At 40.6% G+C, this 22,550-nt stretch carries 27 protein-coding genes, 1 other RNA gene and 1 pseudogene; 2 read left to right on the plus strand and 27 right to left on the minus strand.

Going from position 1 to position 22,550, the window contains the following annotated elements:
- Window positions 1-4: 4 nt before the first annotated feature.
- From H9631_RS12195 to H9631_RS12275, 18 genes are all read right to left on the minus strand, one after another.
- Window positions 5-397 carry a RusA family crossover junction endodeoxyribonuclease gene (locus tag H9631_RS12195; RefSeq protein WP_191813139.1) on the minus strand — a complete coding sequence of 131 codons (393 nt, stop codon included), beginning with the start codon at window positions 395-397 and terminating at the stop codon, window positions 5-7.
- Window positions 390-698 (minus strand): MazG-like family protein, encoded by a 309-nt coding sequence (locus H9631_RS12200; RefSeq protein ID WP_191813141.1) that lies wholly within the window; start codon window positions 696-698, stop codon window positions 390-392. Before H9631_RS12200 ends, H9631_RS12195 begins: the two co-directional genes overlap by 8 nt.
- A 313-nt stretch (window positions 699-1,011) precedes the next feature.
- Window positions 1,012-3,228: an AAA family ATPase gene (locus H9631_RS12205; protein ID WP_318246806.1), complete on the minus strand. Its 2,217-nt coding sequence runs from the start codon at window positions 3,226-3,228 to the stop codon at window positions 1,012-1,014.
- Window positions 3,229-3,274: 46 nt separating this feature from the next.
- Window positions 3,275-3,646, minus strand: a complete 372-nt coding sequence (locus H9631_RS12210) for a DUF7448 domain-containing protein (RefSeq protein WP_191813145.1) — start codon at window positions 3,644-3,646, stop codon at window positions 3,275-3,277.
- A 43-nt stretch (window positions 3,647-3,689) separates the two neighbouring features.
- Window positions 3,690-6,290 (minus strand): DEAD/DEAH box helicase family protein, encoded by a 2,601-nt coding sequence (locus H9631_RS12215; RefSeq protein WP_191813147.1) that lies wholly within the window; start codon window positions 6,288-6,290, stop codon window positions 3,690-3,692.
- Window positions 6,280-6,429, minus strand: coding sequence for a hypothetical protein (locus tag H9631_RS12220; RefSeq protein ID WP_191813149.1), 150 nt, complete (start codon window positions 6,427-6,429; stop codon window positions 6,280-6,282). The genes H9631_RS12215 and H9631_RS12220 overlap by 11 nt, the downstream gene beginning before the upstream one ends.
- Window positions 6,430-6,439: 10 nt before the next feature.
- On the minus strand, window positions 6,440-7,030 hold the full coding sequence (locus H9631_RS12225; protein ID WP_191813151.1) for a hypothetical protein: 591 nt from the start codon (window positions 7,028-7,030) through the stop codon (window positions 6,440-6,442).
- A gap of 11 nt (window positions 7,031-7,041) precedes the next feature.
- On the minus strand, window positions 7,042-8,136 hold the full coding sequence (locus H9631_RS12230; protein ID WP_191813153.1) for an ATP-binding protein: 1,095 nt from the start codon (window positions 8,134-8,136) through the stop codon (window positions 7,042-7,044).
- Window positions 8,133-8,660: a hypothetical protein gene (locus H9631_RS12235; RefSeq protein ID WP_191813155.1), complete on the minus strand. Its 528-nt coding sequence runs from the start codon at window positions 8,658-8,660 to the stop codon at window positions 8,133-8,135. The genes H9631_RS12230 and H9631_RS12235 overlap by 4 nt, the downstream gene beginning before the upstream one ends.
- Window positions 8,661-8,663: 3 nt before the next feature.
- Window positions 8,664-9,992, minus strand: coding sequence for an AAA family ATPase (locus tag H9631_RS12240; protein ID WP_191813157.1), 1,329 nt, complete (start codon window positions 9,990-9,992; stop codon window positions 8,664-8,666).
- A gap of 19 nt (window positions 9,993-10,011) precedes the next feature.
- Window positions 10,012-10,764 carry a hypothetical protein gene (locus H9631_RS12245; protein ID WP_191813178.1) on the minus strand — a complete coding sequence of 251 codons (753 nt, stop codon included), beginning with the start codon at window positions 10,762-10,764 and terminating at the stop codon, window positions 10,012-10,014.
- 6 nt (window positions 10,765-10,770) lie between these two features.
- On the minus strand, window positions 10,771-11,196 hold the full coding sequence (locus H9631_RS12250; RefSeq protein ID WP_191813182.1) for a replication terminator protein: 426 nt from the start codon (window positions 11,194-11,196) through the stop codon (window positions 10,771-10,773).
- 55 nt (window positions 11,197-11,251) lie between these two features.
- Window positions 11,252-11,377, minus strand: a complete 126-nt coding sequence (locus H9631_RS22600; RefSeq protein ID WP_263600715.1) for a hypothetical protein — start codon at window positions 11,375-11,377, stop codon at window positions 11,252-11,254.
- A gap of 15 nt (window positions 11,378-11,392) precedes the next feature.
- Complete coding sequence (locus H9631_RS12255; RefSeq protein WP_191813184.1) at window positions 11,393-12,841, minus strand: DNA cytosine methyltransferase; 1,449 nt, start codon at window positions 12,839-12,841, stop codon at window positions 11,393-11,395.
- Between the two features lie 124 nt (window positions 12,842-12,965).
- Window positions 12,966-13,157, minus strand: a complete 192-nt coding sequence (locus H9631_RS12260; protein ID WP_191813186.1) for a hypothetical protein — start codon at window positions 13,155-13,157, stop codon at window positions 12,966-12,968.
- 11 nt (window positions 13,158-13,168) lie between these two features.
- Window positions 13,169-13,438 carry a hypothetical protein gene (locus H9631_RS12265; protein ID WP_191813188.1) on the minus strand — a complete coding sequence of 90 codons (270 nt, stop codon included), beginning with the start codon at window positions 13,436-13,438 and terminating at the stop codon, window positions 13,169-13,171.
- A gap of 18 nt (window positions 13,439-13,456) precedes the next feature.
- Window positions 13,457-13,645, minus strand: coding sequence for a helix-turn-helix transcriptional regulator (locus tag H9631_RS12270; protein ID WP_191813190.1), 189 nt, complete (start codon window positions 13,643-13,645; stop codon window positions 13,457-13,459).
- Window positions 13,646-13,664: 19 nt separating this feature from the next.
- A complete protein-coding gene (locus H9631_RS12275; protein WP_191813192.1) occupies window positions 13,665-13,904 on the minus strand; it encodes a helix-turn-helix domain-containing protein in 240 nt (79 codons plus the stop codon).
- Window positions 13,905-14,060: 156 nt separating this feature from the next.
- Here H9631_RS12275 and H9631_RS12280 point away from each other — a divergent pair, with 156 nt between their 5' ends.
- A complete protein-coding gene (locus H9631_RS12280; RefSeq protein WP_191813194.1) occupies window positions 14,061-14,708 on the plus strand; it encodes a LexA family protein in 648 nt (215 codons plus the stop codon).
- 71 nt (window positions 14,709-14,779) lie between these two features.
- Window positions 14,780-15,865 (plus strand): tyrosine-type recombinase/integrase, encoded by a 1,086-nt coding sequence (locus H9631_RS12285; protein ID WP_191813196.1) that lies wholly within the window; start codon window positions 14,780-14,782, stop codon window positions 15,863-15,865.
- A gap of 61 nt (window positions 15,866-15,926) precedes the next feature.
- On the opposite strand, the gene ssrA is transcribed toward H9631_RS12285, so the two are convergent.
- The 9 genes and pseudogenes from ssrA to H9631_RS12330 all read right to left on the minus strand — a co-directional run bounded on the left by ssrA (window position 15,927) and on the right by H9631_RS12330 (window position 22,187).
- Window positions 15,927-16,292: a transfer-messenger RNA gene (gene ssrA / locus H9631_RS12290) on the minus strand.
- Between the two features lie 387 nt (window positions 16,293-16,679).
- Window positions 16,680-16,925, minus strand: a complete 246-nt coding sequence (locus tag H9631_RS12295; protein ID WP_191813198.1) for a ferredoxin — start codon at window positions 16,923-16,925, stop codon at window positions 16,680-16,682.
- A gap of 48 nt (window positions 16,926-16,973) precedes the next feature.
- A pseudogene (locus H9631_RS12300) lies at window positions 16,974-17,201 on the minus strand (adenine deaminase C-terminal domain-containing protein); the annotation flags it as partial.
- Window positions 17,202-17,257: 56 nt separating this feature from the next.
- Complete coding sequence (locus H9631_RS12305; RefSeq protein WP_191813200.1) at window positions 17,258-18,832, minus strand: benzoate-CoA ligase family protein; 1,575 nt, start codon at window positions 18,830-18,832, stop codon at window positions 17,258-17,260.
- 358 nt (window positions 18,833-19,190) lie between these two features.
- A complete protein-coding gene (locus H9631_RS12310; protein WP_191813202.1) occupies window positions 19,191-19,991 on the minus strand; it encodes an enoyl-CoA hydratase/isomerase family protein in 801 nt (266 codons plus the stop codon).
- A 59-nt stretch (window positions 19,992-20,050) separates the two neighbouring features.
- The gene (locus H9631_RS12315; RefSeq protein ID WP_191813204.1) at window positions 20,051-20,692 is read right to left on the minus strand and encodes a Phenylacetic acid catabolic protein; all 642 of its coding nucleotides are present in this window, start codon (window positions 20,690-20,692) and stop codon (window positions 20,051-20,053) included.
- Window positions 20,693-20,697: 5 nt separating this feature from the next.
- Window positions 20,698-20,928 (minus strand): hypothetical protein, encoded by a 231-nt coding sequence (locus H9631_RS12320; protein WP_404801740.1) that lies wholly within the window; start codon window positions 20,926-20,928, stop codon window positions 20,698-20,700.
- The gene (locus tag H9631_RS12325) at window positions 20,925-21,251 is read right to left on the minus strand and encodes a metal-sulfur cluster assembly factor (protein ID WP_191813208.1); all 327 of its coding nucleotides are present in this window, start codon (window positions 21,249-21,251) and stop codon (window positions 20,925-20,927) included. The genes H9631_RS12320 and H9631_RS12325 overlap by 4 nt, the downstream gene beginning before the upstream one ends.
- A complete protein-coding gene (locus H9631_RS12330; RefSeq protein WP_191813210.1) occupies window positions 21,252-22,187 on the minus strand; it encodes a Phenylacetic acid catabolic protein in 936 nt (311 codons plus the stop codon). It abuts the gene before it with no gap.
- Window positions 22,188-22,550 lie beyond the last annotated feature (363 nt).

Raw genomic sequence — 22,550 nt, forward strand, 5'->3', positions numbered from 1 at the left:
ACACTTATACCTCTTCGATTTTGATATAAATACCTGGAATCTTGGCCCAAAACTTTTCAACAATCAAACTAGCAATCTGTGCATCATTTTTATAAAAGCCTAAATCCTCCAAGCAATCTTCGAGCAATTTATTCATATTTCCGTTATCAGGCTTGGTATCCTTGTATTGTCCATCTTTTTTATTTTCTGTAATTGGAAAACACCATTTAGCAATCAACCTAACCGGTCCAGTATATTTTTTGTCGGGAACATGCTGACTTAAATGAGCCATCAATTTCGCACGCGCTGCCTTCAAATCTTCCGGTTCATAAAATACTGGTTTACCGTTTCGTACAGTCACCTGTTTTTGTTGATGTGTCGTTGTTGGCGGAATCATGGCCATAAAAAATTCAGTCATTCAAATCAGCTTCTTTCACGAACACGCCATTAACCATTTTGCCTTTTCTGTCTTGAATTTCTTCATATGCTAGTAACGCGCATTTCTCTATGCTTGTTCCTAATTGCATAGCCAAAATTGTAAGTACAACATACATGTCACCTATGGAGTCTTCGACTTGATGAGGCTTATCCTTCGCCATGCCCTCGCATAACTCCCCAAACTCTTCAGCCAACTTTAAAATCTGTTTGTTAGGATCCGCTTCATGAAGGTTTCGTTCAGTGGCCCATTTTTTAATTATTATCGTTAAATCGTCCAGCATATTTTTTCCTCCAATATTTTACATTTTGGATTTTGTTCATTGAAATTTTTCTTTCGTCAAGGATAGGGGAAGTATGTCGTCGTGCGATAGCTTACGCACGACTACTTACCCCCTTGACCTTGAGGGAAAGGGAAACCTTTATATTACGTAGTAATATACTTTTTCCTTTCCTCGGGAAAAAGTCGATATTTATCGAGATTTTCCCTCATAGAGAAAGCGGGGAAAATGTTCGATAATTTCCCTAGAGAAGGAAAGGAAAATATTCGACTTTTTCACTATAGAGGGAAAGGGAAATTCTTCGAGTTTTTCCTTTTTACTTTCTTCCTATTTCTCCGTCATCAATCCAAAAGCCACCATGGTCTTTTATCCGATTTCGGACAGTTTTTTCAGACACTCCCATGTATTCAGCAATGGCAGTTAAAGTAATTTTTTCATCAATACTACATGCTTCAAAGGCAGTTTCGAGTGCTTCGTTTCGTTCCTTTTTCCGTTCTTCTGCGCTCTTTTTCTTGGAGAAATTCTTTTTCCAAGGTGGCGCTTCTCCTTCTGGCTCAATGTCTTTTAGGCTGCCTACTTCATCCACCAAGTGGACCGGATAGCTAAACCACATATTGACCGGATCAAACTTCGGATACTCGCGCAACGTACCTTCAACACGCCATGCAGAACGGATGCGGACCTTATTCATAGCTTCTTTTACTACTTGCTGTACATTCGGTAACTGCTCTGGAATTGCCCGTTTTGCGTGTGCTTCCATAGAGACTGCGCTCAATAGATCATCCTGGGAAACATGTTCGTCCAAATAATCAAAGTTATGTTGTTCGATTGCTTTTTTATAAATATCGCAGACAACCTTATTTTCTTCCTGTTGCATTAAAGCGTCCGTCAATTCAAGCTCTACTAAATCTATTAAGGCATCTGGGTCCCTAGCGAATACCCCGGAACCACTGGCGCGGTCCATTGATTTTTTATTACCTTGGGAACCCTTTGAATGGTGATGACAATAAATAACACTGGACCCTAGTTCCGTACAAACCTTGTCAAACTGATTCGTAAAATGGGCCATCTGATCAGCACTGTTTTCGTCACCAGTCAATACCTTATAGATCGGGTCAATGATGATGGCAATATAATTCTTTTTGGCTGCACGTCTGATCAGCTTGGGAGCCAGCTTGTCCATAGGGACCGACTTCCCACGTAGATTCCATATATCAATATTTGATAGATTGTTAGGCTGCCATCCAAGGGCCTGGTACACATCTTTGAAACGATGGAGACAGGATGGACGGTCAAGTTCCAAATTCACGTATAAAACCTTTCCTTGGGTACATTTCCAACCTAGCCAGCGCATGCCTTCAGCAATAGCAATAGATAATTCAATTAAGGCAAATGACTTTCCCGCCTTAGACGGTCCGGCCATCAACATCTTATGCCCCTGCCGTAGCACTCCTTCAATTAACGGAGGCGCCAGCTCCGGCATGTTATCCCAAAACTCTGTTAAGCTTTCAGGATCCGGTAAATCGTCATTCACGTCTTCGATCCAATCATGCCATTCTTCCCAACTGCTTTTTCCGATGTTCGTATCAATTAAAAATTGTTTCTTGCCATTCCGTTCAACGCCCGGCATCCGAGACAACCGGGAAGGATTCCTGTTTTGGTTATCAATGTTCAGGCCATTCTTTTTACAGACGTTGTAAAGATAATCAACGCGCTTCCGGTATTCTTCATAATTGGCAGCATTGATTTTTACAATTGCATGAATGCTCTTTTTACCGGAATAAACCAATGCAGCAATAGGCAATTCCAATTCTCTGAGAATGGCGTTTTGCTTTTCCAAGTCCATCGTGTCTGACTCGACCAAAGCGTATTTATATTCCGTGACGTTTTCATTTTTTACGCCTTTACCATCAAGCGGGTTGAACCGGATCCAAGCGCCTGCTTCTGGGTTATAGTCACCAAGGACAGCGCCAATGTCTCCATCTGACTGATTTAAGGCTTGAATAAGCTCACCAGCTGTCCTATCCCAATTTCCTTTCGTGGGCAAAAACTTCCCTTCATCGTTTTGCCATGTGGAAACGACATATCCAACACTCTCTGATGCTTCGAACAATGTTTCCAGATATGTGGTCAATTCCCTGACTGGATTCCAGTTTGTAGGCTCTCTGATTTCCATACCTTCAATCCAGTTTTTATCGATGACGACATAATCATCATTACCGGTAATTTCGTCATTCCAATCAAGCTCGTGATCTTCTTTTCTTCGCTTCGGCTCCCAGCCGTTTTCTTTGGCCATTTGCGTGATTGTTGCACCTGTCACGCCATTACCTTCAAACGTGGTCCATTTTTTGAAGCATTCACCAGGACTGTAACGTCCACCATCCCGTTTGCTCCAATCGTCCCAATCATCAGCTGTATAGCCTTCATGTTTCAGGGCCATTCCAACATTGACCCATTCTTGATAATCCAAAAAAGTCGGATCAATATATTCCAGTAATGCTATTAAATCCACCTTTATTTCCAAACGTTTCACCAACTTTCTCTTGCGACTTATGTCATACTTTCTCCGAACTGTGCGGTTAACTTTCTTCATTTTCTACTTTTACGAAATCGACGGATTCTGAATAATAACCGTTCGATTCTCCAAGCCAGCGAATAGTCACATAACCTTTATTTGTTGCAAATTTGTAAAACGTCCAAGTTTGACTTCCCCAGTCAGTTTCACCTTGGTTAGTGACTTCTTCTGCCATAGTGATTGGCGAATTAATTAAATCACCTAAATCTCCAATAATCTCTTCAATCCCCACTGATTCACAACAATCTTGATCGTGATACATTTTGTATTTCTCACCATCAGTTGTATAAAAAAGCAATTCGTGATTGTTGTTATTCTTGATTTCGCTCAACGTTTTACCTAATAACACATCAACATTTAAGTAATTTCCGTACATTTGAATTCTCCTTTTTTTGATTTATTTGCTTCACAGTGTATATCTACTCAGCGCGATATTCCTTTGGATTTATCCCAGCTGGTGTGCGCCAGCCATTAGCGGCAATTCGATCAATTAACTTTTTGGCGGTTTCAAAAGGCCATGTTCCCACATGTTGGAATCCACGTTGTTCCAGGAACCTTATTTGCTTTGGAGTAGTCAATCCTTGTTCTTTACGCCGATCCAAACGTTCTAATAGTTTGGTAGCCTTGCCTGCATTGTCGATTTCGTCAGGAAGGATGCCCAGCTTTTCTAATTGCTTCACTTGCTTTTCACTTGGCGGCCCCATTTCCCAGCCGAACGCTGGCACATAGCTTGATAAGTCTTCGGCTTGGATACTCATTTCGAATTGAAGAGGATCCACCAGTTTACGCTTGCGCTTTTTCATTTCAGCTAGTTGTTTGGCAAGAGCTTCTTCACGTTGAGCAATAACGTCTTCCTCGGCTTGCTGTTCGACAACTTCTAAATCAAGCGGAATGCCAGCTTCTTCAATTTGTTTCGTCATAGCTTTGGCCACTTCTTCATTTTCAGCAATCAAATGCGCTGGATGGCATAACTCATGCCGATCTGTATGCCAAAGGAAATCAAGCAGCAATAATTCAGTTTTTCCTTCAAACAGCCGGGTACCACGCCCGACCATTTGGCTATAAAGAGAACGTACCTTTGTTGGCCTTAACACGACAACGCAATCAACACTAGGGCAGTCCCAACCTTCCGTAAGTAGCATGGAGTTACAAAGCACGTTATATCTATCATTATCGAAATCTTCCAATATCTCCGCACGATCTTGCGACTCTCCATTTACCTCAGCTGCCTTGAACCCTTTCTTATTCAAGATTTCGGTAAACTTTTGACTTGTCTTCACTAGTGGAAGAAAGACGACAATTTTACGATCCTTGGCATTTTTCCACATTTCATCAGCTATTGATTCAAGATAAGGATCCAGTGCTGTGCCTAAATCACTTGTCTTAAAATCTCCTGCCTGTTGGCCGACACCTGTTAAATCTAATTCAAGTGGGATCGTTAAGGCCTTGATCGGGCTGAGATAACCTTCTTTAATTGCTTTGGGCAATTGGTATTCAAATGCTAGTGATTCAAAATAAGAGCCGAGGTTCTTCATGTCTCCCCTGTCTGGTGTAGCCGTTACACCAAGAACATTTGCCGACTCAAAGTAATTCAACACACGTTGATAACTGTCTGAAATACAATGATGGGCTTCATCAATGATGATCGTGTCAAAGAAATCTTTACTAAATTTTTGCAGACGCTTTTCCCGCATCATCGTCTGTACGCTACCTACCACAACACGGTACCAGCTGCCGATTGATGTTTGCTCGGCTTTTTCAGTAGCACATTTTAAGCCTGTACTTTTCTCCAATTTGTCTGCAGCTTGTTCCAGGAGTTCGCCCCTGTGGGCAAGGACGAGGACTCGCTCGCCCTTTTTCACTCTATCTTCAATGACTTTGGAAAAGACAATTGTCTTTCCGCAATTATGAGTAATTGTAAAATCATCCATCAAATAACGATTGTCATCATCAACAGTTATTCCGACATAATTACCCGGATCTAATTTATCAATACGAAAACCTGTACGAAGGACATCTTTCTTTTGTTTTCTCTTCGTTGATTGCTTTTTCTTTACTCGGCATGGAATAATTGAACAGTCACCACTAATCGATACTCTAAAATATTTGCCAGAAAAATCATTTTGACAACGTTTGGTTGTTTCTTTGACATATGCCGCTAAACCAACCGATCGACACATAAATGCTAAATCGTTGGCTAATTGACGTGACTTTGAAATAAAATCATATCCTCCAACCCTGTAATGGCCATCTGTGTCTAAAAGCCCTGCAATGACTTCTAAGCGATAATCGATAGGTAATGTTTTATATTTTTGTGGTACGAACTTTTCGCCAGCCCCACATCCTCGTAATCCCAAATCGGATAAAACCTGATGTAATTTACCACCTTTGCAACCGACTTGTCCGCCTTTAAAAACGTAAGTTGTAGCCTTTCCAGCTGGGAGTTCTTCTAACCACATTCCCCAATGATCAGCCTCAAGCTCTAATTCTTTTGCAATCTCTTTATAAGGCGTCGTTACATTTATCGAATACTTCATCCCGCCATCACCGAGCATTACGCCAAGTGTGTACGGTGCTAAAGGCAATGTGTTTTTCTCAGCATCAGGAAAATTGTTAATCGCCGAACTGCGAATCAATTTATGCAAATGTTTCTTATTTTTGCTCCAAGACAGCCAATCTTCTACTGTTACATCAACCAATTCTCCGGTTGACGTGTGAACTAAAGTAAGTTTATGATCTCTGGTAACAACAAACGATTCTCCCTTAACTGGAGTCACTCGAAATAAATCCGAGTGACCTTTTTGAATATGAAGAACGTTTCTACCCTTTCCATCTAACCCAAGTAGTCGATCTCCTAATCGAATATCTTGGACTTTAATACTTTCTCCGTTGGCCAGTAATAGCTTTTCATCTTCTGCATGGCATCCAGTAGGAAGAACAAGTAAAGTTTTCTTAATGTCCTTTTCCCACTCCATTTGAATAGCTTCACGCGCAGCCAGTTGGTAATCTCTAAGTTTCATCGTTTACCTCCGTATCTGTCGTTTCTGTAATATCCAAATGTTCCCCACAAGAAGGACATAAAGGACGATACATTGCTCTATCAACACCAAATTCAAGAACACAATCATGACATTTATAGGTTTCAACAAATGATTTCATCGTTTACCTCCTAAAATTGCCCCGGTGTAAATCCGCCTTGTTGCTGTTGACCTGTTGGAAAAGGCGTTTGATTTTGAGCCGTTTGTTGTTGCGGCTGCTGTTGCTGATATTGTTGCTGTGGTGCTTGATACGTTTGTTGTGGCGGCTGCTGATTTTGTCCCCCACTATGCTTTAAAAATTCTTCATATGGATAAAACTTTTTAATTTGGTTATTAACACGTTCTTCGCCTTTAACCGTGTATTTATTGTGCTCTAATTGACATCTGCCTTTTGCACCTGGGACAGTATTCCAGTTCATTTGTAATCTTTCACCTTTTTTCTTTTGGCCAATTCCAGTAAAGAATTCAGACAAGAATCCTTCTGTTTTTGTGTGAAGGTACAAATTATGAAAAACCACTTGATCACCATGTGTAGGGCAGTGAATTGTTATTTCTAATTTTGCTTGGTTACAAGCTGGAAGATTAGCACTTCCTTGAAACCTTGCTCTCTCAAATTTATTTACAGTAAAGTTATAATCACCTTCTGGAAGCAAGACGAATTCAGGACCATCTTTTTCTATTTGGTCATCCCAACCTAATTCACGTTCTATTTCTTGACTCATGAAAATTCCTCCTAATTAAATGGTAAGCTTTGTCTAAAATCCTGAACCATCCCGAATACTTGCGCCCATGCACCGACTAATACTCCATCAATGAAGCTTGGATCATAATTTGTGATTGGCGTTTCCAGTGGGTAGTATCCCTTTTGACTAACGACTGCTTGAATTTCTTCTTCAGATACACCGTTTTGTGTCATTAAATCACGCAATGACTGTGGTATGGCTGGATTCAATTCAGTTGCTGATACGTTTTGTTGTTCAGGTGCCGTTTGAATTGGCTCAGGTGTCGTTGTCTGGACTGGATCCACTGGCGGCTGTATTTCTATAGGTGGTTGTTCCTGTGGCTGCGGCTGCGTTTGTGGCTGTTCAGGCGGTACCTGTGTGCCATTATCAAAAATATGAGCGATATGAGCATAGTCCAAAGGAAATTCGTCCGGTAACCCATGGCGGTTTTTAGCGTCCCAGGCGGGATGGTGGGTTGCATAAATCGTTCGGACCCCACCTTGCCCCTTGTGCTTTCTTCCTTTATCGTCTACGGCAACACTGAAAGTCTTATAGTTCATAAACAAGACCATATCAGCCCATTCTTTTGTTAAAGCTGCAGTTTTAGCGGTGGTTTTATTTCCTAACTTTAATTCCCAACGATCATAGGCTCCCATTTCGTCTGGTTGCTCAAATTTAGTAATTTTCGCATGAGCCGTTAAGACAACATTGATTCCAATTTCAACTAAATCTGATAATCTATTTAGGAATTTGCCGAACTCTTCTTCTAATTGGATAAAACCCTCACCATATCCAAAACTTGTAATACTATCTTTGTTTGCTCTACTGGTCACAAATTCAATAGCTAATCTTTCGGCCCAATCAACCGTATCAATGACTAGGGTTTTGCAAGGGCGGTTTTGTTTAATGAAATCAATTTGTTGATGCAAAAACGTCCAGCTGCTTGGTTTATCAAGTCTTGCCACGTCCATATTTCCGGTACTACCTTCCGTATCTATAAAAAGTGGATCCGGGAATTGTGCTGCTAAAGAAGATTTTCCGATTCCCTCCGGACCATAAATACAACACTTTTGAGCCTTAGCTACTTTTCCTTTAGTGATATTCATTTGATGACCTTCTCCTTTCTTCTCCTTCTGTTATTCGCTTGTGTTTTGGCATCAACCCATCTACAATTCCATGGAGCATAAGGAGCATTGACGTCAATTCTGTCTAATGTACATTGCATATAAGGAGCTTCACCGTCATATCCGTTTTCTAATGCCCACTTTTGAAAGGCGGAATAACTGTCCTTCCATTCGTCACAAACAGTTATCCCTCTACCTCCATAAGCATGGTAATCTTTACGATTTATGTCATAACATCGTTGTTTCATTCCATGCCATACTCCATACAATCTACTGTCAGCGTCACCATGTGTCCTGTTTTTGCGGTTTCGTTTCGCTAGTTGTTCAGTATGGATACAACCACATGATTTTGTGTTTCCGGAATTCAGCCTGCTTGTATTAACTTCCGCGGTATTACCACACTCGCATTCACATAGCCATAGTGCTGAACCTCTTTTTGTTCCTATTCTTTTAATTGCGGTCAGACGGCCGAATTTATTTCCAGTTATATCAATAAATGCGCCCACTTTTTAAAATTCACCAGCTTTCCATGTTTTCTGTTCAGGTGCAGATGGTGCTTGAACTGTTGGTGCCTGTTGCACAGGTGGCTGTACTTGCTCCTGTCCAGCGACATAACCATCCTCAATAATGATGGAGCACTCGTCACCAGTGGATACCCTAGTAGCAATCGCCTGTAGACCTTCCTGTTCAAGCCATTGGCCAAACTCATTTAGTGTATCAATATCCATCTGTTCCAATTTGTCTAGTAGGATAAATCCGCAGTCTGGTTTCAATTTACGGACAATCGCTGTGGAAACTCGTAACTGATCAGCTCCACTCATGTTGTCCCATTTTTGACCTTTATAAATTAAATCTCCATCCTCTACTGATAGACCTTCAAGTGGTAAATCTGCATTTGCCAGTAATTCCGTTTTCTGCTTTCGAACATCTTCAATGGTAGTTGTCAACTTTTCATATTGCGCTCTGTAATCATTCGCATCTGTTTCAGCTTTATCCTTATCAAGATTGGCCCTGACTTTTCTATTAATCTCGTCAATCTGTTGGATATTAGCTTCAAGCTGTTCTGTAGATTCATCCACCAAATCAAGCGCATCTTTTTGGGCAATCGCTAAATCTTCACCTGTTTTTGCATAAGCGGCCTTCGCTTTATTTAACTGTTCTTCTAGCCTTTCGATTTCTTGACCTTGGCTGGCATATAAAGCCTGTATTTGTGAAAGGTTTTGACGTTTCCTTTGATTTTCTCCGTTCCGTGCCAAAATCTCCTGTTGTTGAGCAATCAAGTCAGATGCAGAAATCAACTCTTTGGGGGCATCCGGGAAATAAGGCTGTTCCTTAGCAAACTTTGACTTTTGGTCAGCGATCTGTCCGATTGTTCGGCGTTGATTGTAGACTTCCTGCTCCTGTGTTTCCAACTCATGAAGCTTGGCCCCTACGCCAATAATGCGAAGTAAGATTTCTGCTTTTTCTTTGCTAGTTGAATTCATGAACTTTGGTAGATTAATAGCCAATTCTTCGACGAAGCTATCAAGCAGCTGCTGCCCTGCTTTTTGACCGTTAGGATCAATCACCTTTAAATCGCTATTCTTTCCTTTACGCTCAACTACCAGTCCATTTGATAATGTGACTCGTAAATAAGGTGGTATAACAGAACCCTCACGCCCTGCTTTGCTTGGACGATATTTATTACCACCCAACGCCCATGCGATCGAATCCAGCACGCTTGTCTTGCCTTGATTATTATTGCCCCCAACGATGGTAAGCCCGGTGGAAGTAGGCTCTATTTTAACTGCCTTGACGCGTTTTACATTTTCTATTTCTAGTTTGTTTATTTTGATCACAGTTTTTTCTTCCTTTCTATTAAGCGATTATAGTAATTCTTTCATCATTGATTTCATCTGCAAGCTCCTCAGATAGGTAAGCTCTTATATTTTCAATCGCTTGATTTCTCCATGCTCCCCCATCTGCTTCAAAAATGGCACCACGTGGACCGTCTTTCATTCGGAAGATAAAATCACTTTCCGGCTGAACAACTTCCAAGAATGTACGATATGGAGCAAGTGTAACTGGATTTGGAACCAGCACATCATCAGCTGAGGCAACTCCTGTTTTGATAGTAACTGCTTGTGCGATTCCGTTATCTCCCGTTTGGCGCACGTTTTCTTCTTTGACGTTTCCTATTACCTTTAACAGCAAGTCGCGATCTTTTGTTTTAGTGAATTTGGATTGAAGGGAAATAATAAGCTGCTCAGAATCAAGAAAATAGTCGTAATTGAAATCTGGAACAATTGCACGTGCAATAACAAGTGTTTCCCTTTTGCCATCTGACTGAAGTACACCTGTCAGTTCTACTCTTTCATGATCAACAATGTGCAAAAAGTAAGGAATGTCATGGCGCTCTACATTTGATTGGATATAATCAACCAAGCCTGTCAATGTATTGATGACAAGAGCTTCTTTAGCAAGATAATTCAACGATGCTATTTCTACTGGGCGCCCGTCATCACTGATGATAATATTTCGTAAATTTCCATCCTGATCCATAAAATTAAGCTTTCTTTCAGCTGGCTTTATGCCTAAATTGGTTACAAACTTAATCGCTTCTTTAATCATTTTTCATTACCCTCTCTCTGCTTGTAGATTAATGACTTTCTTTCTATCCAACTCTTGCTCTATAACATCCACTGGCTCCCCTACATCTGTTCTAGGTGTCAGATCATCGTCAAAGTAGGTTTGTCCAGGTACACTTGACTTCAATTCCTTAGCAGCAATCTTTCCATTGGACAAGTCTCTGTCTGTTAAGACAGTTACAGCAACGTCACGAACATTCGCCAGCTTGACGGATATATTTGAATTGAGCTTTACGGTTTGACGGTTTTCATCTGGAACAAATTCCAGTTTGATTGTGACAATTCGCTTATCTTCTGCCTTTGTATTCGGGTCATGGATATTATCAAAGACTTTCTTTAATTCACCATCCAACTTTTCTTGGATTGCTCCGTTGGCCAATGCGCTCAACGGAAGATCAATTGACTTTTGCGCCATTTAATCAAAGCCCCTTCCGTGGTATAATGTTTAGGATCACAGTTTTTTCTTTAGGTCACTTGGCAGAGTGGCCTTTTTTTCTGCGTAAATTTCTTCCAAACGACTGCATCGCCATTCCAAAGATAAGTAAGGCTTTATCCTCTTTATCAAATGAGTTCCAATCTTTCGCTTTGATGATCAATGTGTTTCACCCCTTTCAAATACCAGCTGCAACCTTTGGTTTTCTTGAACACAACTCCGGCAAGTTTGCCCTTACCAATGCCTTTGCAAACGGAGGAGGTACAGCATTACCACAACGAGCCACCTGCGCTGATTTCGGATACTTTTTCCCTTGGTGATCTCGATCGATGATATAGTTTTCTGGAAATCCCTGTGCTGCAAATAATTCATGTGGCTGAAGCATCCTCATTCCAATATCGACAATTTGATAATCTTGGCCCGCTACAGTTACTAGGCCAAATCTGTCTTTAGTTGGTATGGTGTGGAGCGCATCGTTTAAAGATTGTCCAACTCCTTGCCCGTAATATTTCAACAAGAATGCTTGCACCAAACTTGCCTTATTCACCGTTGTGATTGTATTTAATGGCTTATCTACTCTATGTCCAATTGAGCTTTTGAAGTGCTGTGCGATGAATGCTGTCACTAAGCCAAAACGATTTGCTGTTGGTATTGTTGCAACTGGCTCTTTTATCGATTGCCCTCTCACACCGTTTTCCGTTGTCTCGGTGTAATAAGTTGATAAAAATGGAGTAACTAGACAATGTTCTGCCTTTGTTGTAATCGTAGTTAGTGGTCTATCAAGTTCATATTGCAATCGATCCCCGCCGAAACCCGTTTGTCCAATTCGGACGATATAAGGCTTTGGATCATTAAGCACAAACTTTTGAATCCCTCTTGCAATCCGCCTCATTGTGTTTTCAGCTAAAGGTCTTTTTCTTGTGAAGATGCTCGGTGCCGGGATAGACCAGTCGATAACTTCGCCTGCTGTCCGGTACGGTTTTTTAAGTCCAAGCTGAACATTTACACTGTCCGGCTCTCCATGAGTTGGGGAAGGCCATATGATTGGTTTGTCATCGCACCTAGCAATCAAGAACAATCTTTTTCTAGTAGTGGGTGCGCCGTAATCACAAGCTCTTAATTCTTTCGTAGCAACCTTATAACCTAACGCTTTGAAAGATTTAACAAATGACTGGAACGTCATACCTTTTTTATCAGGATCAGGTACCCATTCGCCTTTTGCGTTTATTTTTAACGGCCCCCAGGTTTTAAACTCTTCTACATTTTCGAGCATAATGACTCTTGGTCTTACTCTAATTGCCCAATTAATTGCCACCCATGCTAAGCCTCTAACTTCTTTGCTAACAGGCTTACCGCCTTTTGCTTTGCTGAAATGACGGCAATCCGGTGATAGCCAACATAATCCAACTTTTCTACCTTTGACGACTTCTTTCGGTTCAATATCCCAAACCGATTCACAATAATGCTCTGTATCCGGATGATTTGCCTTATGCATTGCAATAGCAGCTGGATCATGGTTTATTGCTATATCAACATTTAACCCCGTTGCCATTTCAATTCCTTCGGAAGCTCCTCCCCCTCCGGCAAAGTTGTCAACGATAATTTCTCGGAATAAATCCATCTGCATTATTCGCTCACCCCTTTCAATCCTCGTTTAAGAAAGTGACATACAGACTTCCAGCGCAAATGCAGAGCAGTACAAGGAAAATCAAAGCCACTGGATTAAGGTACATTTGGTTCACTCTCCTAGATTAAGAATTTTTTATCTCCCAAATACGATTCAAGGTTTTTTCCAAGAATTTAATCTCCAACAACTGCTCTTTGCGCGCTTCTATATCGTACTCATCGCCAGTATGTGAATCGTCAATATCTTCTTTTAAAATCTGGTACCTATCTCTCAATTCCTCTTGAAGTATTCCAAGTTTGCTTTTTGCCACTTTCATTTCACCTTCCTTTACCACTTGCAAATTAGTACAAGACTTGTGCCCCATAGATCACACTCAAAGACAAATCCCCTGGTCTGAAAGAAGTTCTCGAAGCGTAAAGTGCAGTTATACTTGTCCCATTGCTCACTTGGTTGGACATCAATCCTTGCTCCAAAAAAACCAAGCTCGACATTCTCCCGAATCTCTTTTTCCATACTTGTGATGGCTTCCTCTAATTGTCGATCTGCTAACCTGTCAGCATTTTTCTCGGCTAGTTTTCTTGCTTCGGTTGCGTTCATTTTTGGATGACCTCCTTTTTAATCTTGAAATAAATCATTCAAAGTGCAGCCGAATAAATTGGCTAGCGCTTTTGCTTCCCGCAGTGAAAAGTCCTTTTTCCCGCATTCCTTTTCATGATAGGTCTGCGGATGGATACCAATTTTTCGGGCAACATCTTTTTGATATAGCCCCTTCTCCCTGCGAGCGATATAAAGTTTGTGGATCATGAGACCCCCTCCCCCATCACTACGAAATTTTCGCTGTTTCCATTTCGGAAACTATTTCAGTAAAAAAAATCTCCATTTTCTCTCTTGTTATTCCGAGTTTGTTAGATATTAGGGAGAAATCTTCCACTGTCAAAGCTATTTTCCCATTCTCTTTTTTGGAATACGCACCTTTAGAAATACCAAGAACGTCAGCCATTTCTTGAACAGTTAGACCTCTGGCAATTCTTTCTGCTTTCAAACGATTGTAATTGAACTTCATTTTCTCACCTACTTTCGTTTACTGTTAAGGCTATAATAATACCAAGTTTCCAACTTGTCAACTATCTGTCGAAAAAACAAATAAAATAATATTTTTCCTGAAGTATTGTTTCCTAATAGGAAACATGTTATTATTTGATTGAAGGGAGGTGATAGTGTGAGAAATTCAGTTGAAATAGCACAGTATATAAAAAAGATAAGGGAAAGAAAGGGTCTATCTGCGGTAGAACTCGCCAATAGGGTTGGTGTTACAAAAGGAACTATCTCAAGATACGAAAGCGGAACAAGAAAAATTCCGATGGACGACATACCTAAATTCGCAAGTGTATTAGATGTTTCTCCTGTTGATATTTTGATTGAATCGGAAGATGAACCAGTAGTCAACTCAACCGAATACCCATACTACCCTATCGGAATCTCAGCTGGTCTTCCACTGTGCATAGACAGCATAGATGAGGACGATCTGGAATACATCTCTATACCGGACAACCTTATGGGCAAATGGGCAGGCAGAAAAGACATCTTTATGATGCGGGTTAATGGTGACAGCATGAATAAGGTAATCACACACGGTTCATTGATTGCTGTTAAGCCTGTGCCACTATCTGATTTAAAAAACGGCGACATCGTTGTCTATAGTGATGGTGGAGATTATGCTGTTAAAAGGTTTCATCAACGTGAAAACAAAATTATCTTTAGACCAGATTCAACCGATGATATGTTTTCCGACTATGAAACAACAAAAGACAACTCCGATTTAAAAATTCATGGGAAAGTAGTTATGTACTTAGTAGAGTTAGATTAAATGTTTGGCCAAGCATCTTAATCTCAGGCGGGCTAGCTACCCGTCTGTTTTTAGAAAGGAGAAATAAAAAGATGCCTGTCTATAAAGACAAGGAAAGAGGAACCTATTATTTTGTAACTCGTGTACCTAAAAAAGGCGGCGGAACGAAGCAGATAAAAAGAAGAGGGTTCAAATCTCGGCCAGAAGCAAGAAAAGCAGAGGCACTCGTGATTGCAAATGAGGAATCATTTGAAGAAGAGAATCCTACGTTTGAATTCATGGCAAGGGAATATTTGAAATGGTACAAAAAAAGAAGAAAGGCATCGTCATATTTGAAAACAAGTAGCGTTATTGAAACTCACTTAATTCCAAAGTTTGGGAACAAGAAATTAAACAACATCCGATCACGTGATATTATGAGATTTCAAAACGATCTACTTGACCAATTCGCTGTCTCGCACGTCAAAAAAATACACCAAGTGTTGTCTGCTGTTTATAACTTTTCTATAAAACAAGAATACACAAAAGACAATCCTGCACGATTGGCTGGCAATGTAGACATCGAAGAAGATCAGCACATTAACTATTGGACACTGGATGAATTTAAAGCTTTCATTAAACATGTGGATGATCAATTGTATTATGCTCTATTTATGACGCTTTATTATAGCGGTATGCGGAAAGGTGAGTTACTGGCTCTCACTTGGGGAGATGTTGATTTTGATAATAACATGATAAATATAGACAAGACTGTATATAATCGAAACGTAACGAAACCAAAAACGACGTCTTCTATAAGAAAAATCATGATGCCGACACACGTTATGAGATTGTTATCTCAACTTAAGGCTGATGTTAATCCCAAAATGACGTACGTGGTATTTGGGGAATTCCACGAACACATTTCAACGACAACTCTGGATAGAAAGTATGATGTTTATGTTAAGTCAGCCAAAGTTAAAAAAATCCGGTTGCATGACTTTCGACATTCACATGCCAGCTATTTGATTAACAGAAACACAATACCTTCTGTTGTGGCAAAAAGGTTAGGACATAAAGATGTGGGTACGACGCTTAACACTTATAGTCACCTTTACCCTAGCACAGAAAAAGAAGCCGTCCTCAAAATGGAAGACGACTTCAAGCTTGCTGAGATTGTTCAGTTCAAAAAGGCTTAAATGTTACCACGAATGTTACCACGATTACACAAACCTTATCAAATCAACGCTAATTAGTGATAAGTGGAGACGGTGGGAATCGAACCCACGTCCAAGAATATCGTCACTCAAGCTTCTACGAATATAGTCGATATATTAGCGCTTCGCATCTTCTTCGGCCTATCGACAGGCTTCCAAAGTGCTAGCCTGATTAGTCTCTTCCATAGTCCCCAGGCGGAGGACGTCCGGCGTAGCCCACTGAAAGTGAGACCCTTACCCTACCACATGGGCGATGGAGGGAGGATCCGCGTTAGGCCTTATTAGGCAGCTAAAGCGAGGTTATCGTTAGATTTGCCAGTTATTATTGGCTTTGACGTTTTTTACGAGGACGATCCCCTCGACTCGCAACTCAAGCTCGACCTATCCCTGTCGAATCCAAAACGTCCCCATGATAAGAGAAAAACCTTTTCCATTCAAATGCACCTTGACGTATTTGCGCCCAGATTTTATCGAGCTCCGCTCAATAAATTTCCTTTAAAAATCTGTGGCATCCGCCGGAGGCTTTAACTTTATTCAGCCGGGGGTTGAATCCCCATGGAATGAAGTTTAAAAAGGTTCGTTTCGAGATACAGCTTATATTATAGCAAAAAAGGACTAAAAATCAAGAGGAAGGATTATCCACCGAACTGTTTATTTATAAAAATCCCTATATTTCCATGCACCTTCCTCCAGCTCTTTCAGACTGAATGTTCAACCTTCGATTTCAACATAACCAACAGTCACATCAATTGTTCTCTACTGACAATTAGATACACACCTGCACCTCGGCTTATGTTCATCCGCTTTTTGCCAGCTTCTTAAACGGTTCTTCAGATAATTGTATAGATTCTGTTGGACAACCCTCATATGCATCCTCAACGTCATCCTGAAACTCTTCTGGAACCTCTGCTATGCCCTGATTATGATCTAAGATGACAAAAGATAAACCTTCCTCATCATAAGCAAATATATCAGGAGCAGTATCCGCACAAGCCCCGCAGGCAATACAAGTATCTTGATCGACAAGAGTATACATTTTCATATTCGTACCTCCCCCACTTATTATTGAATTGAAGTGGACCCGCTCTCCTTACGCATATACAGATGTTGGTTCTGTTGCAGGTAAAAGGATTTCATCCGTTTTGACTTCATACAATCCATAAGGAACTAAGCGCAATCCCGGCAAAAAATCGCAGGTTAAGAATAATAAAGTGTACAATATATCATGAAATGGAAAACCTCGGTCTTGCATAAAAGTTAACAATCGTTCATGTTGCTCCACCGCTATATCGAACGAAACATCTGTTGTCATCATTCCTCACCAATGAGATAAAAAATACAACTAAACGACTAAATTCTTTTTCAATCAAAAAACTAAGAAGAGACCAACTCTCTCAATCGATAGCGCTGAATTTTCCCAGTAGCTGTTTTGGGCAGTTCATCAATAAATTGAATCAACCGTGGATATTTATATCCAGCCAGTGTCCCTTTAACAAACTGCTGAATGTCCTCTCCCAATTGATCGGATGGCACAACATCCTTTTTCAAAACGATATAAGCTTTCGGGATCACCAAATTATTTTCATTCGTATCCCCTACGACAGCAGCCTCCAGTACCGCTTCGTGATTAAGCAGGCAATTCTCAATTTCGTTCGGCGATACCCAAATGCCCCCGACTTTTAGCATATCGTCGGCACGACCGCAATACCAAAAATATCCACTTTCATCCATATAATATTTATCACCAGTGTTTAACCATTTCCCCATAAATTTTTGTTTATTCTCTTCGTGCATATTCCAATATCCGTTTGCAATACTACCGCCACTGATAACTAAATCACCGATTTCATTTGGAGGCAGTTCAATCCCCTGTTCATTGACAATCTTTGCTTCATAACCAGGGACAACCTTACCGCTGCTCCCCTCTCTAATATCATCCATTCGATTGGATATAAAAATATGGAGAGCCTCTGTCGACCCTATCCCATCCAAAATGTTCAAATCGAATAATTCTTTCCATCTTTCAGCAAAGACTGGTGGCAAAGATTCACCAGCCGACACGCAAATTCTGAGTGACGAGAGATCGAAGCTTTTCCTGCTCTGTTCCGCATATTCAATCATTGCCCCAAATAATGTTGGAACACCGAAGAAAATGGTTGGCTTATACTTTTCAATGGTTTGAAACATAATATCAGGTGTCGTTCTTTCCTTAACCAAAATAGTTGACCCCTTCATCCCTAATGGAAAATACATCCCTCCGCCTAAACCGTATGCGAAGAACAGCTTAGATGCCGAAAGAGAGCGGTCATTTTCAGTCATTTTCAACACTTTCTTTGCATAGCTATTCGTTGACACTTCCATATCATGCTGTAAATGAATGACACCCTTTGGTTCCCCTGTTGTCCCAGAGCTGTACAACCAGAAAGCTGGATCGTCATAACAGGTATATGGTGATTGAAAGCCGATTTCTTGAGAATCCAATAATTGTTGAAAATCTAAAGTATCATCGCTGAGTTCTCCCGCATTTTCTGAAATAACGATAACATGCTTTAGAAAGATAAATCTTTGTCTTAAATGGGATATTTGTCTCCAAAGTATCTCATGGATAATTAAAGTTTTTGCCCGGCTATTGTTTAAATAATACTCGTAATCATCAGGCTGCATCATCGTATTTACAGGGATAGGAACAATGCCTGTGCGAATTGCCCCAAAAAAAGCATAAATAAATTCTGGAGAGTCATAACAAATAATCAGCACCCGGTCTTCCATTTCTAAACCTATTTCATTGAACATATTGGCAGCTTGGTTGACACGATCTTGCAACATCCCGTATGTAACCTGCCCTCCTTCATAATAGAGAGCTGGCTTATCTTCCAAACCGGATTTGATATTTTCATTAATAAATTGGTTGGAAGCATTATACGGCATGTCAATCCCACGCAAATCCATCTCATCATCACCTTACCGTTTATTTTTTAACGTTTGAGTGAGTAATGTGTAGGTCTAGATGTTATTTGTTGAAAAAGGAGCTGCACAAAGGAAGTTAAAAAGAAATCCATTTTCTTTTTCTTTCTTTTGGGCAGCTCTTATTGGTCCTGAGTATAGAAAGTAGAACTTTTATTCAAAGGAAGCTTTTTCTTTGTCTAAATGCAACCTATAGGAGAGTACTAGTGCTAGCGAAGCGACAGGACGTCGCAACGCCTCCCTCTCTTGAGGTACAAGCCTCTTCCCTCTGGTGACTGAGAACTGTCTCCTCGGTTAGCGTCTTATTTCTCCGCGCTCAAGGGCACTTTCATATGATGTTCAATTATTTCCCTTTCCAATCAGCTGGACGTTTCTCAATAAAGGCGCTCAGCCCCTCCATTGCATCCTCTGAGCGGAATAATAGATTTTGGAGCTCTCCCTCATAACGAATGGCTGCATTGAGCGGCATTTCCTTTCCATTCATGATGGACAGCTTAATGTTAGATACAGCATAGGTCGCACTTTCAACAATTTTTCTCGCATACTCCATCGTTTTTTCCCTTGTTTCAGTTTGAGGGTACACCCTGTTGACGAGACCAATCTCTAAGGCTTCCTGCGGTGTTAATGTCTCCCCCGTTATGTTCATATCCAGAGCACGGGAAAACCCAACAAGACGGGCTAAACGCTGAGTTCCCCCTGTTCCTGCCAAAACTCCCAGGGAAACTTCCGGAAGGCCGATTTGTCCCGCTTCATCCCCCATGAAACGGAGGTCACATCCCATAGCCAGCTCCAAGCCGCCTCCTACTGTATGACCTTCCAAGCATGCAATAAAAATTTGCGGAGAGCGCGCCATTTTGTCCAGCGTTTCGTTACAAAGCAGACAAAACTGGGTTTTGAAATGCGGATCAGCTGATTTCAGGAAATGAATGTCTGCTCCAGTGGAAAAGAACTTCGGAACATCACTTACTAGGACAGCTACCTTGATTTCCTTATCAAAACGGATTTCATCAATCGCGGCATTTAATTCTTGATAGAACTCCAAGCTGTACGCATTGGTTTTACTGACATGAATATGGATTGTCGCAATCCCTTTTTCTTTTACTACCGTTACATTTTCCTTTTTTGTTTCTGTTTTAGTTGTCATTATAAATTCCTCCCTTTATTTCTTGTTCATTAAGAATTATCAATAAGTTTTTCTTAGATTTAATACACGACAGCCCGATCATCTAAATTTAGCTTGTTTAATTCTTCTTCGAACTGGCTGCTTAAAGAGACGTCGTTAACAATATAATAACTATCCATTATTCCTGTTGTCTCTACTTCCTTCAGCCACTGTTGCACTTCAGGGAGTAGGGTATTCAAGGACTCTTTAAAGGTGATCGGGATGGCCCCTTGATCATTCAATAGCTGGTGAGCCCACTGTTGCGCATAAACGATATGTTCTTTTTGTTCTTTTATCAACTTTTGAACACGGGATACCGTTTTATCGCTTCCTTTTTCCGAAATGGAACTTAATACAATATCCACTGCCGTAACGACTGTATAAAGTGATGCCATTAAGGTGATCCAATTATGAGTCTCTACTACACCTTTAAATGCTTTACCAGTCTGCCTCTCTATATTTGGCTTTTTTGACTTTAATCCTTTTAATTCGAATATCCAGTTGTATAAAAGCCGAGCATGCCCCAGTTCCCCTTGCGCCATTGCAACTGCTGCTAATGTTGCTTCAAGGTTCGGCCCGCTTACTCCAATTTCAACCAACCGATCACCTAAAATAAATTTATTATCCGCAATCGTTTCTAACAGCTCAATAAAGGAGCCTGAATTTCTCATATCTTCCGCCATTTTTCTTACGCTCCTTTTTTGGCAAATAATCCTTCAGTCTTTTTCGCCCAATGAAGCTGTCCTCTTTCTACCACACACATTTCGGTCCAGTCCTCTTCGTCATAAATAAAAACAGCATATACTTTAGCCAATTTTGGAGACTCTGCTTCAACAGTACCGATCTGAACTAAGTCATCTCCCCGTTTGATTCGGGTAAAAATGTCAAATGTTAATTTTTCATTTGGCTGTCTACTCACCTTGAACTGACCCCCCATCGTTTCATCCTTTCACGGCCTTCTGGGCTCATCCGATCAACTGTCCATGGTGGACTCCACACCACTTCGATGTTCACTTTTTTGACTTCTGGCTCTTTCAGAAGGCGTGCCTCGATGTCTTCTTTCATCCAATCCATACAGGCACATGAAACAGCTGTAAAAGTCATAGTCAAATTAATAATGCCTTCATTTGTTTGAATACGATAGATCAATCCCATATCCACTACACTGATTGGAAATTCAGGATCATTCACTTCTTTTAGGACATCCCAATATTTTTGGGTATTGTCAGCAATCGCTTCCATTTATACCACCTCTTTCCTCAGCAGCTCCATTTCTTCTGCTCCCCGCTGAATTCTCTCAACAAATTGTTGGTTTTGCGGACCTCGGCTTTTGAATCTTTTAATGACATTCTGCCATGTATCCGGCTGATCAAATAACCACCTTTTGTTTTCGACATCAAACTTACAAGGAAATGGTACATCTATCACATATTTTTCTTGCTCTTCATCATAATGTGCGGGGACTTTTACTCCAATAGATTCGCAAAATGGAACAGCTGTTGAAAGCCATTGCTGCCGAAGTCCGTCATTTGTTTTCCCTTTTAGCTTATATTCCAATTGCTGTGATCGGCTTTTTAGACTGTCTTCAACTCCGAAAAATTCCAGAGCCATCAAAAACATCCAGTCTACAGCCTTTTGGACCTTTTCTTGGAGTTCTGGATCTTTCATGGCTGTTTTCATGATAATTTCACCGTTGCGGAGATGAAACAACTCTTCTTTGTCCACCTTGACCAGTGCACGCCTCCATGGTCCATATGAGGTGTTTTTTCCGGCATCACCCAGTAATGTATATCCAGCCCGATCAAACAATGCGTTAAATACGCCCAGCTCAATCCAATTTGATAATTCAAAATCAAACGCATAAGGATTCTTCCAACGATTTGCCTCTCTCTTATACAGAAGTTCGTCAGTATCCTCTCCCAAATCTTTCAGAAGACGAAAAGCTATATGCGCATGACCAATTTCATCCTGCATAATGGCCAACGCAGTTATTTTATTGTTTAGTGTTGGAGCCTGATTGTATACCGTTAACAATGGGGGGACACTTAATAGTTCTGTATCGCCCACAATCACTAGAGTTTGTTTCAAAGCCTTTAAATACTCATCATTCATATCGTCTAAACCTTCAACCATAAATCCATTGCGCACTTTTTCTTTTAACATCTCGGCGCTCTCCATCCCATCCACCTCTCTGTTATGTTTATTTAACTATCGTCTTATTAACGTAATAATAAAACACTCTTTTTCACCTGTCAAGGTTATTTTCTAAAAAGGTTATTTATTCTGAAAAATAAACCGTTTGATATACTCCATTTCATATTAATAAGAATAATGGGAGAAGCTCCTATCTAGAAGATTTCCTCGAGGTTTAACAAACTGGTCTCTTGTCACTTCATTTCTTATCTTTTGCGCTTTAAACTAAGAACCTTGTCCGCATTCGTAAGAGATAACACACTTGTCATCAGTAAGCCCGAAATATAAATAAAATAAGCGCACCTTTTCGGTGCGCATGCCAAACAGCCGTCTATTCTTATGTTTTTC

The sequence above is a fragment of the Bacillus norwichensis genome, assembly GCF_014836955.1.
GTDB lineage: Bacteria > Bacillota > Bacilli > Bacillales > Bacillaceae_C > Siminovitchia > Siminovitchia norwichensis.

Excerpts from the sequence above, each read along its gene's own strand:
- H9631_RS12220 (WP_191813149.1), bottom strand. The coding sequence starts at position 6,429 with ATGAAATCATTTGTTGAAACCTATAAATGTCATGATTGTGTTCTTGAA.
- H9631_RS12210 (WP_191813145.1), bottom strand. The coding sequence starts at position 3,646 with ATGTACGGAAATTACTTAAATGTTGATGTGTTATTAGGTAAAACGTTG.
- H9631_RS12225 (WP_191813151.1), bottom strand. The coding sequence starts at position 7,030 with ATGAGTCAAGAAATAGAACGTGAATTAGGTTGGGATGACCAAATAGAA.
- H9631_RS12195 (WP_191813139.1), bottom strand. The coding sequence starts at position 397 with ATGACTGAATTTTTTATGGCCATGATTCCGCCAACAACGACACATCAA.
- H9631_RS12275 (WP_191813192.1), bottom strand. The coding sequence starts at position 13,904 with ATGAAGTTCAATTACAATCGTTTGAAAGCAGAAAGAATTGCCAGAGGT.
- H9631_RS12265 (WP_191813188.1), bottom strand. The coding sequence starts at position 13,438 with ATGAACGCAACCGAAGCAAGAAAACTAGCCGAGAAAAATGCTGACAGG.
- H9631_RS12245 (WP_191813178.1), bottom strand. The coding sequence starts at position 10,764 with ATGATTAAAGAAGCGATTAAGTTTGTAACCAATTTAGGCATAAAGCCA.
- H9631_RS12250 (WP_191813182.1), bottom strand. The coding sequence starts at position 11,196 with ATGGCGCAAAAGTCAATTGATCTTCCGTTGAGCGCATTGGCCAACGGA.
- H9631_RS12305 (WP_191813200.1), bottom strand. The coding sequence starts at position 18,832 with ATGGATTTGCGTGGGATTGACATGCCGTATAATGCTTCCAACCAATTT.
- H9631_RS12285 (WP_191813196.1), top strand. The coding sequence starts at position 14,780 with ATGCCTGTCTATAAAGACAAGGAAAGAGGAACCTATTATTTTGTAACT.
- H9631_RS12215 (WP_191813147.1), bottom strand. The coding sequence starts at position 6,290 with ATGAAACTTAGAGATTACCAACTGGCTGCGCGTGAAGCTATTCAAATG.
- H9631_RS12295 (WP_191813198.1), bottom strand. The coding sequence starts at position 16,925 with ATGAAAATGTATACTCTTGTCGATCAAGATACTTGTATTGCCTGCGGG.
- H9631_RS12255 (WP_191813184.1), bottom strand. The coding sequence starts at position 12,841 with ATGCAGATGGATTTATTCCGAGAAATTATCGTTGACAACTTTGCCGGA.
- H9631_RS12260 (WP_191813186.1), bottom strand. The coding sequence starts at position 13,157 with ATGAAAGTGGCAAAAAGCAAACTTGGAATACTTCAAGAGGAATTGAGA.
- H9631_RS12310 (WP_191813202.1), bottom strand. The coding sequence starts at position 19,991 with ATGACAACTAAAACAGAAACAAAAAAGGAAAATGTAACGGTAGTAAAA.
- H9631_RS12230 (WP_191813153.1), bottom strand. The coding sequence starts at position 8,136 with ATGAATATCACTAAAGGAAAAGTAGCTAAGGCTCAAAAGTGTTGTATT.
- H9631_RS12270 (WP_191813190.1), bottom strand. The coding sequence starts at position 13,645 with ATGATCCACAAACTTTATATCGCTCGCAGGGAGAAGGGGCTATATCAA.
- H9631_RS12330 (WP_191813210.1), bottom strand. The coding sequence starts at position 22,187 with ATGGAGAGCGCCGAGATGTTAAAAGAAAAAGTGCGCAATGGATTTATG.
- H9631_RS12200 (WP_191813141.1), bottom strand. The coding sequence starts at position 698 with ATGCTGGACGATTTAACGATAATAATTAAAAAATGGGCCACTGAACGA.
- H9631_RS12325 (WP_191813208.1), bottom strand. The coding sequence starts at position 21,251 with ATGGAAGCGATTGCTGACAATACCCAAAAATATTGGGATGTCCTAAAA.
- H9631_RS12315 (WP_191813204.1), bottom strand. The coding sequence starts at position 20,692 with ATGGCGGAAGATATGAGAAATTCAGGCTCCTTTATTGAGCTGTTAGAA.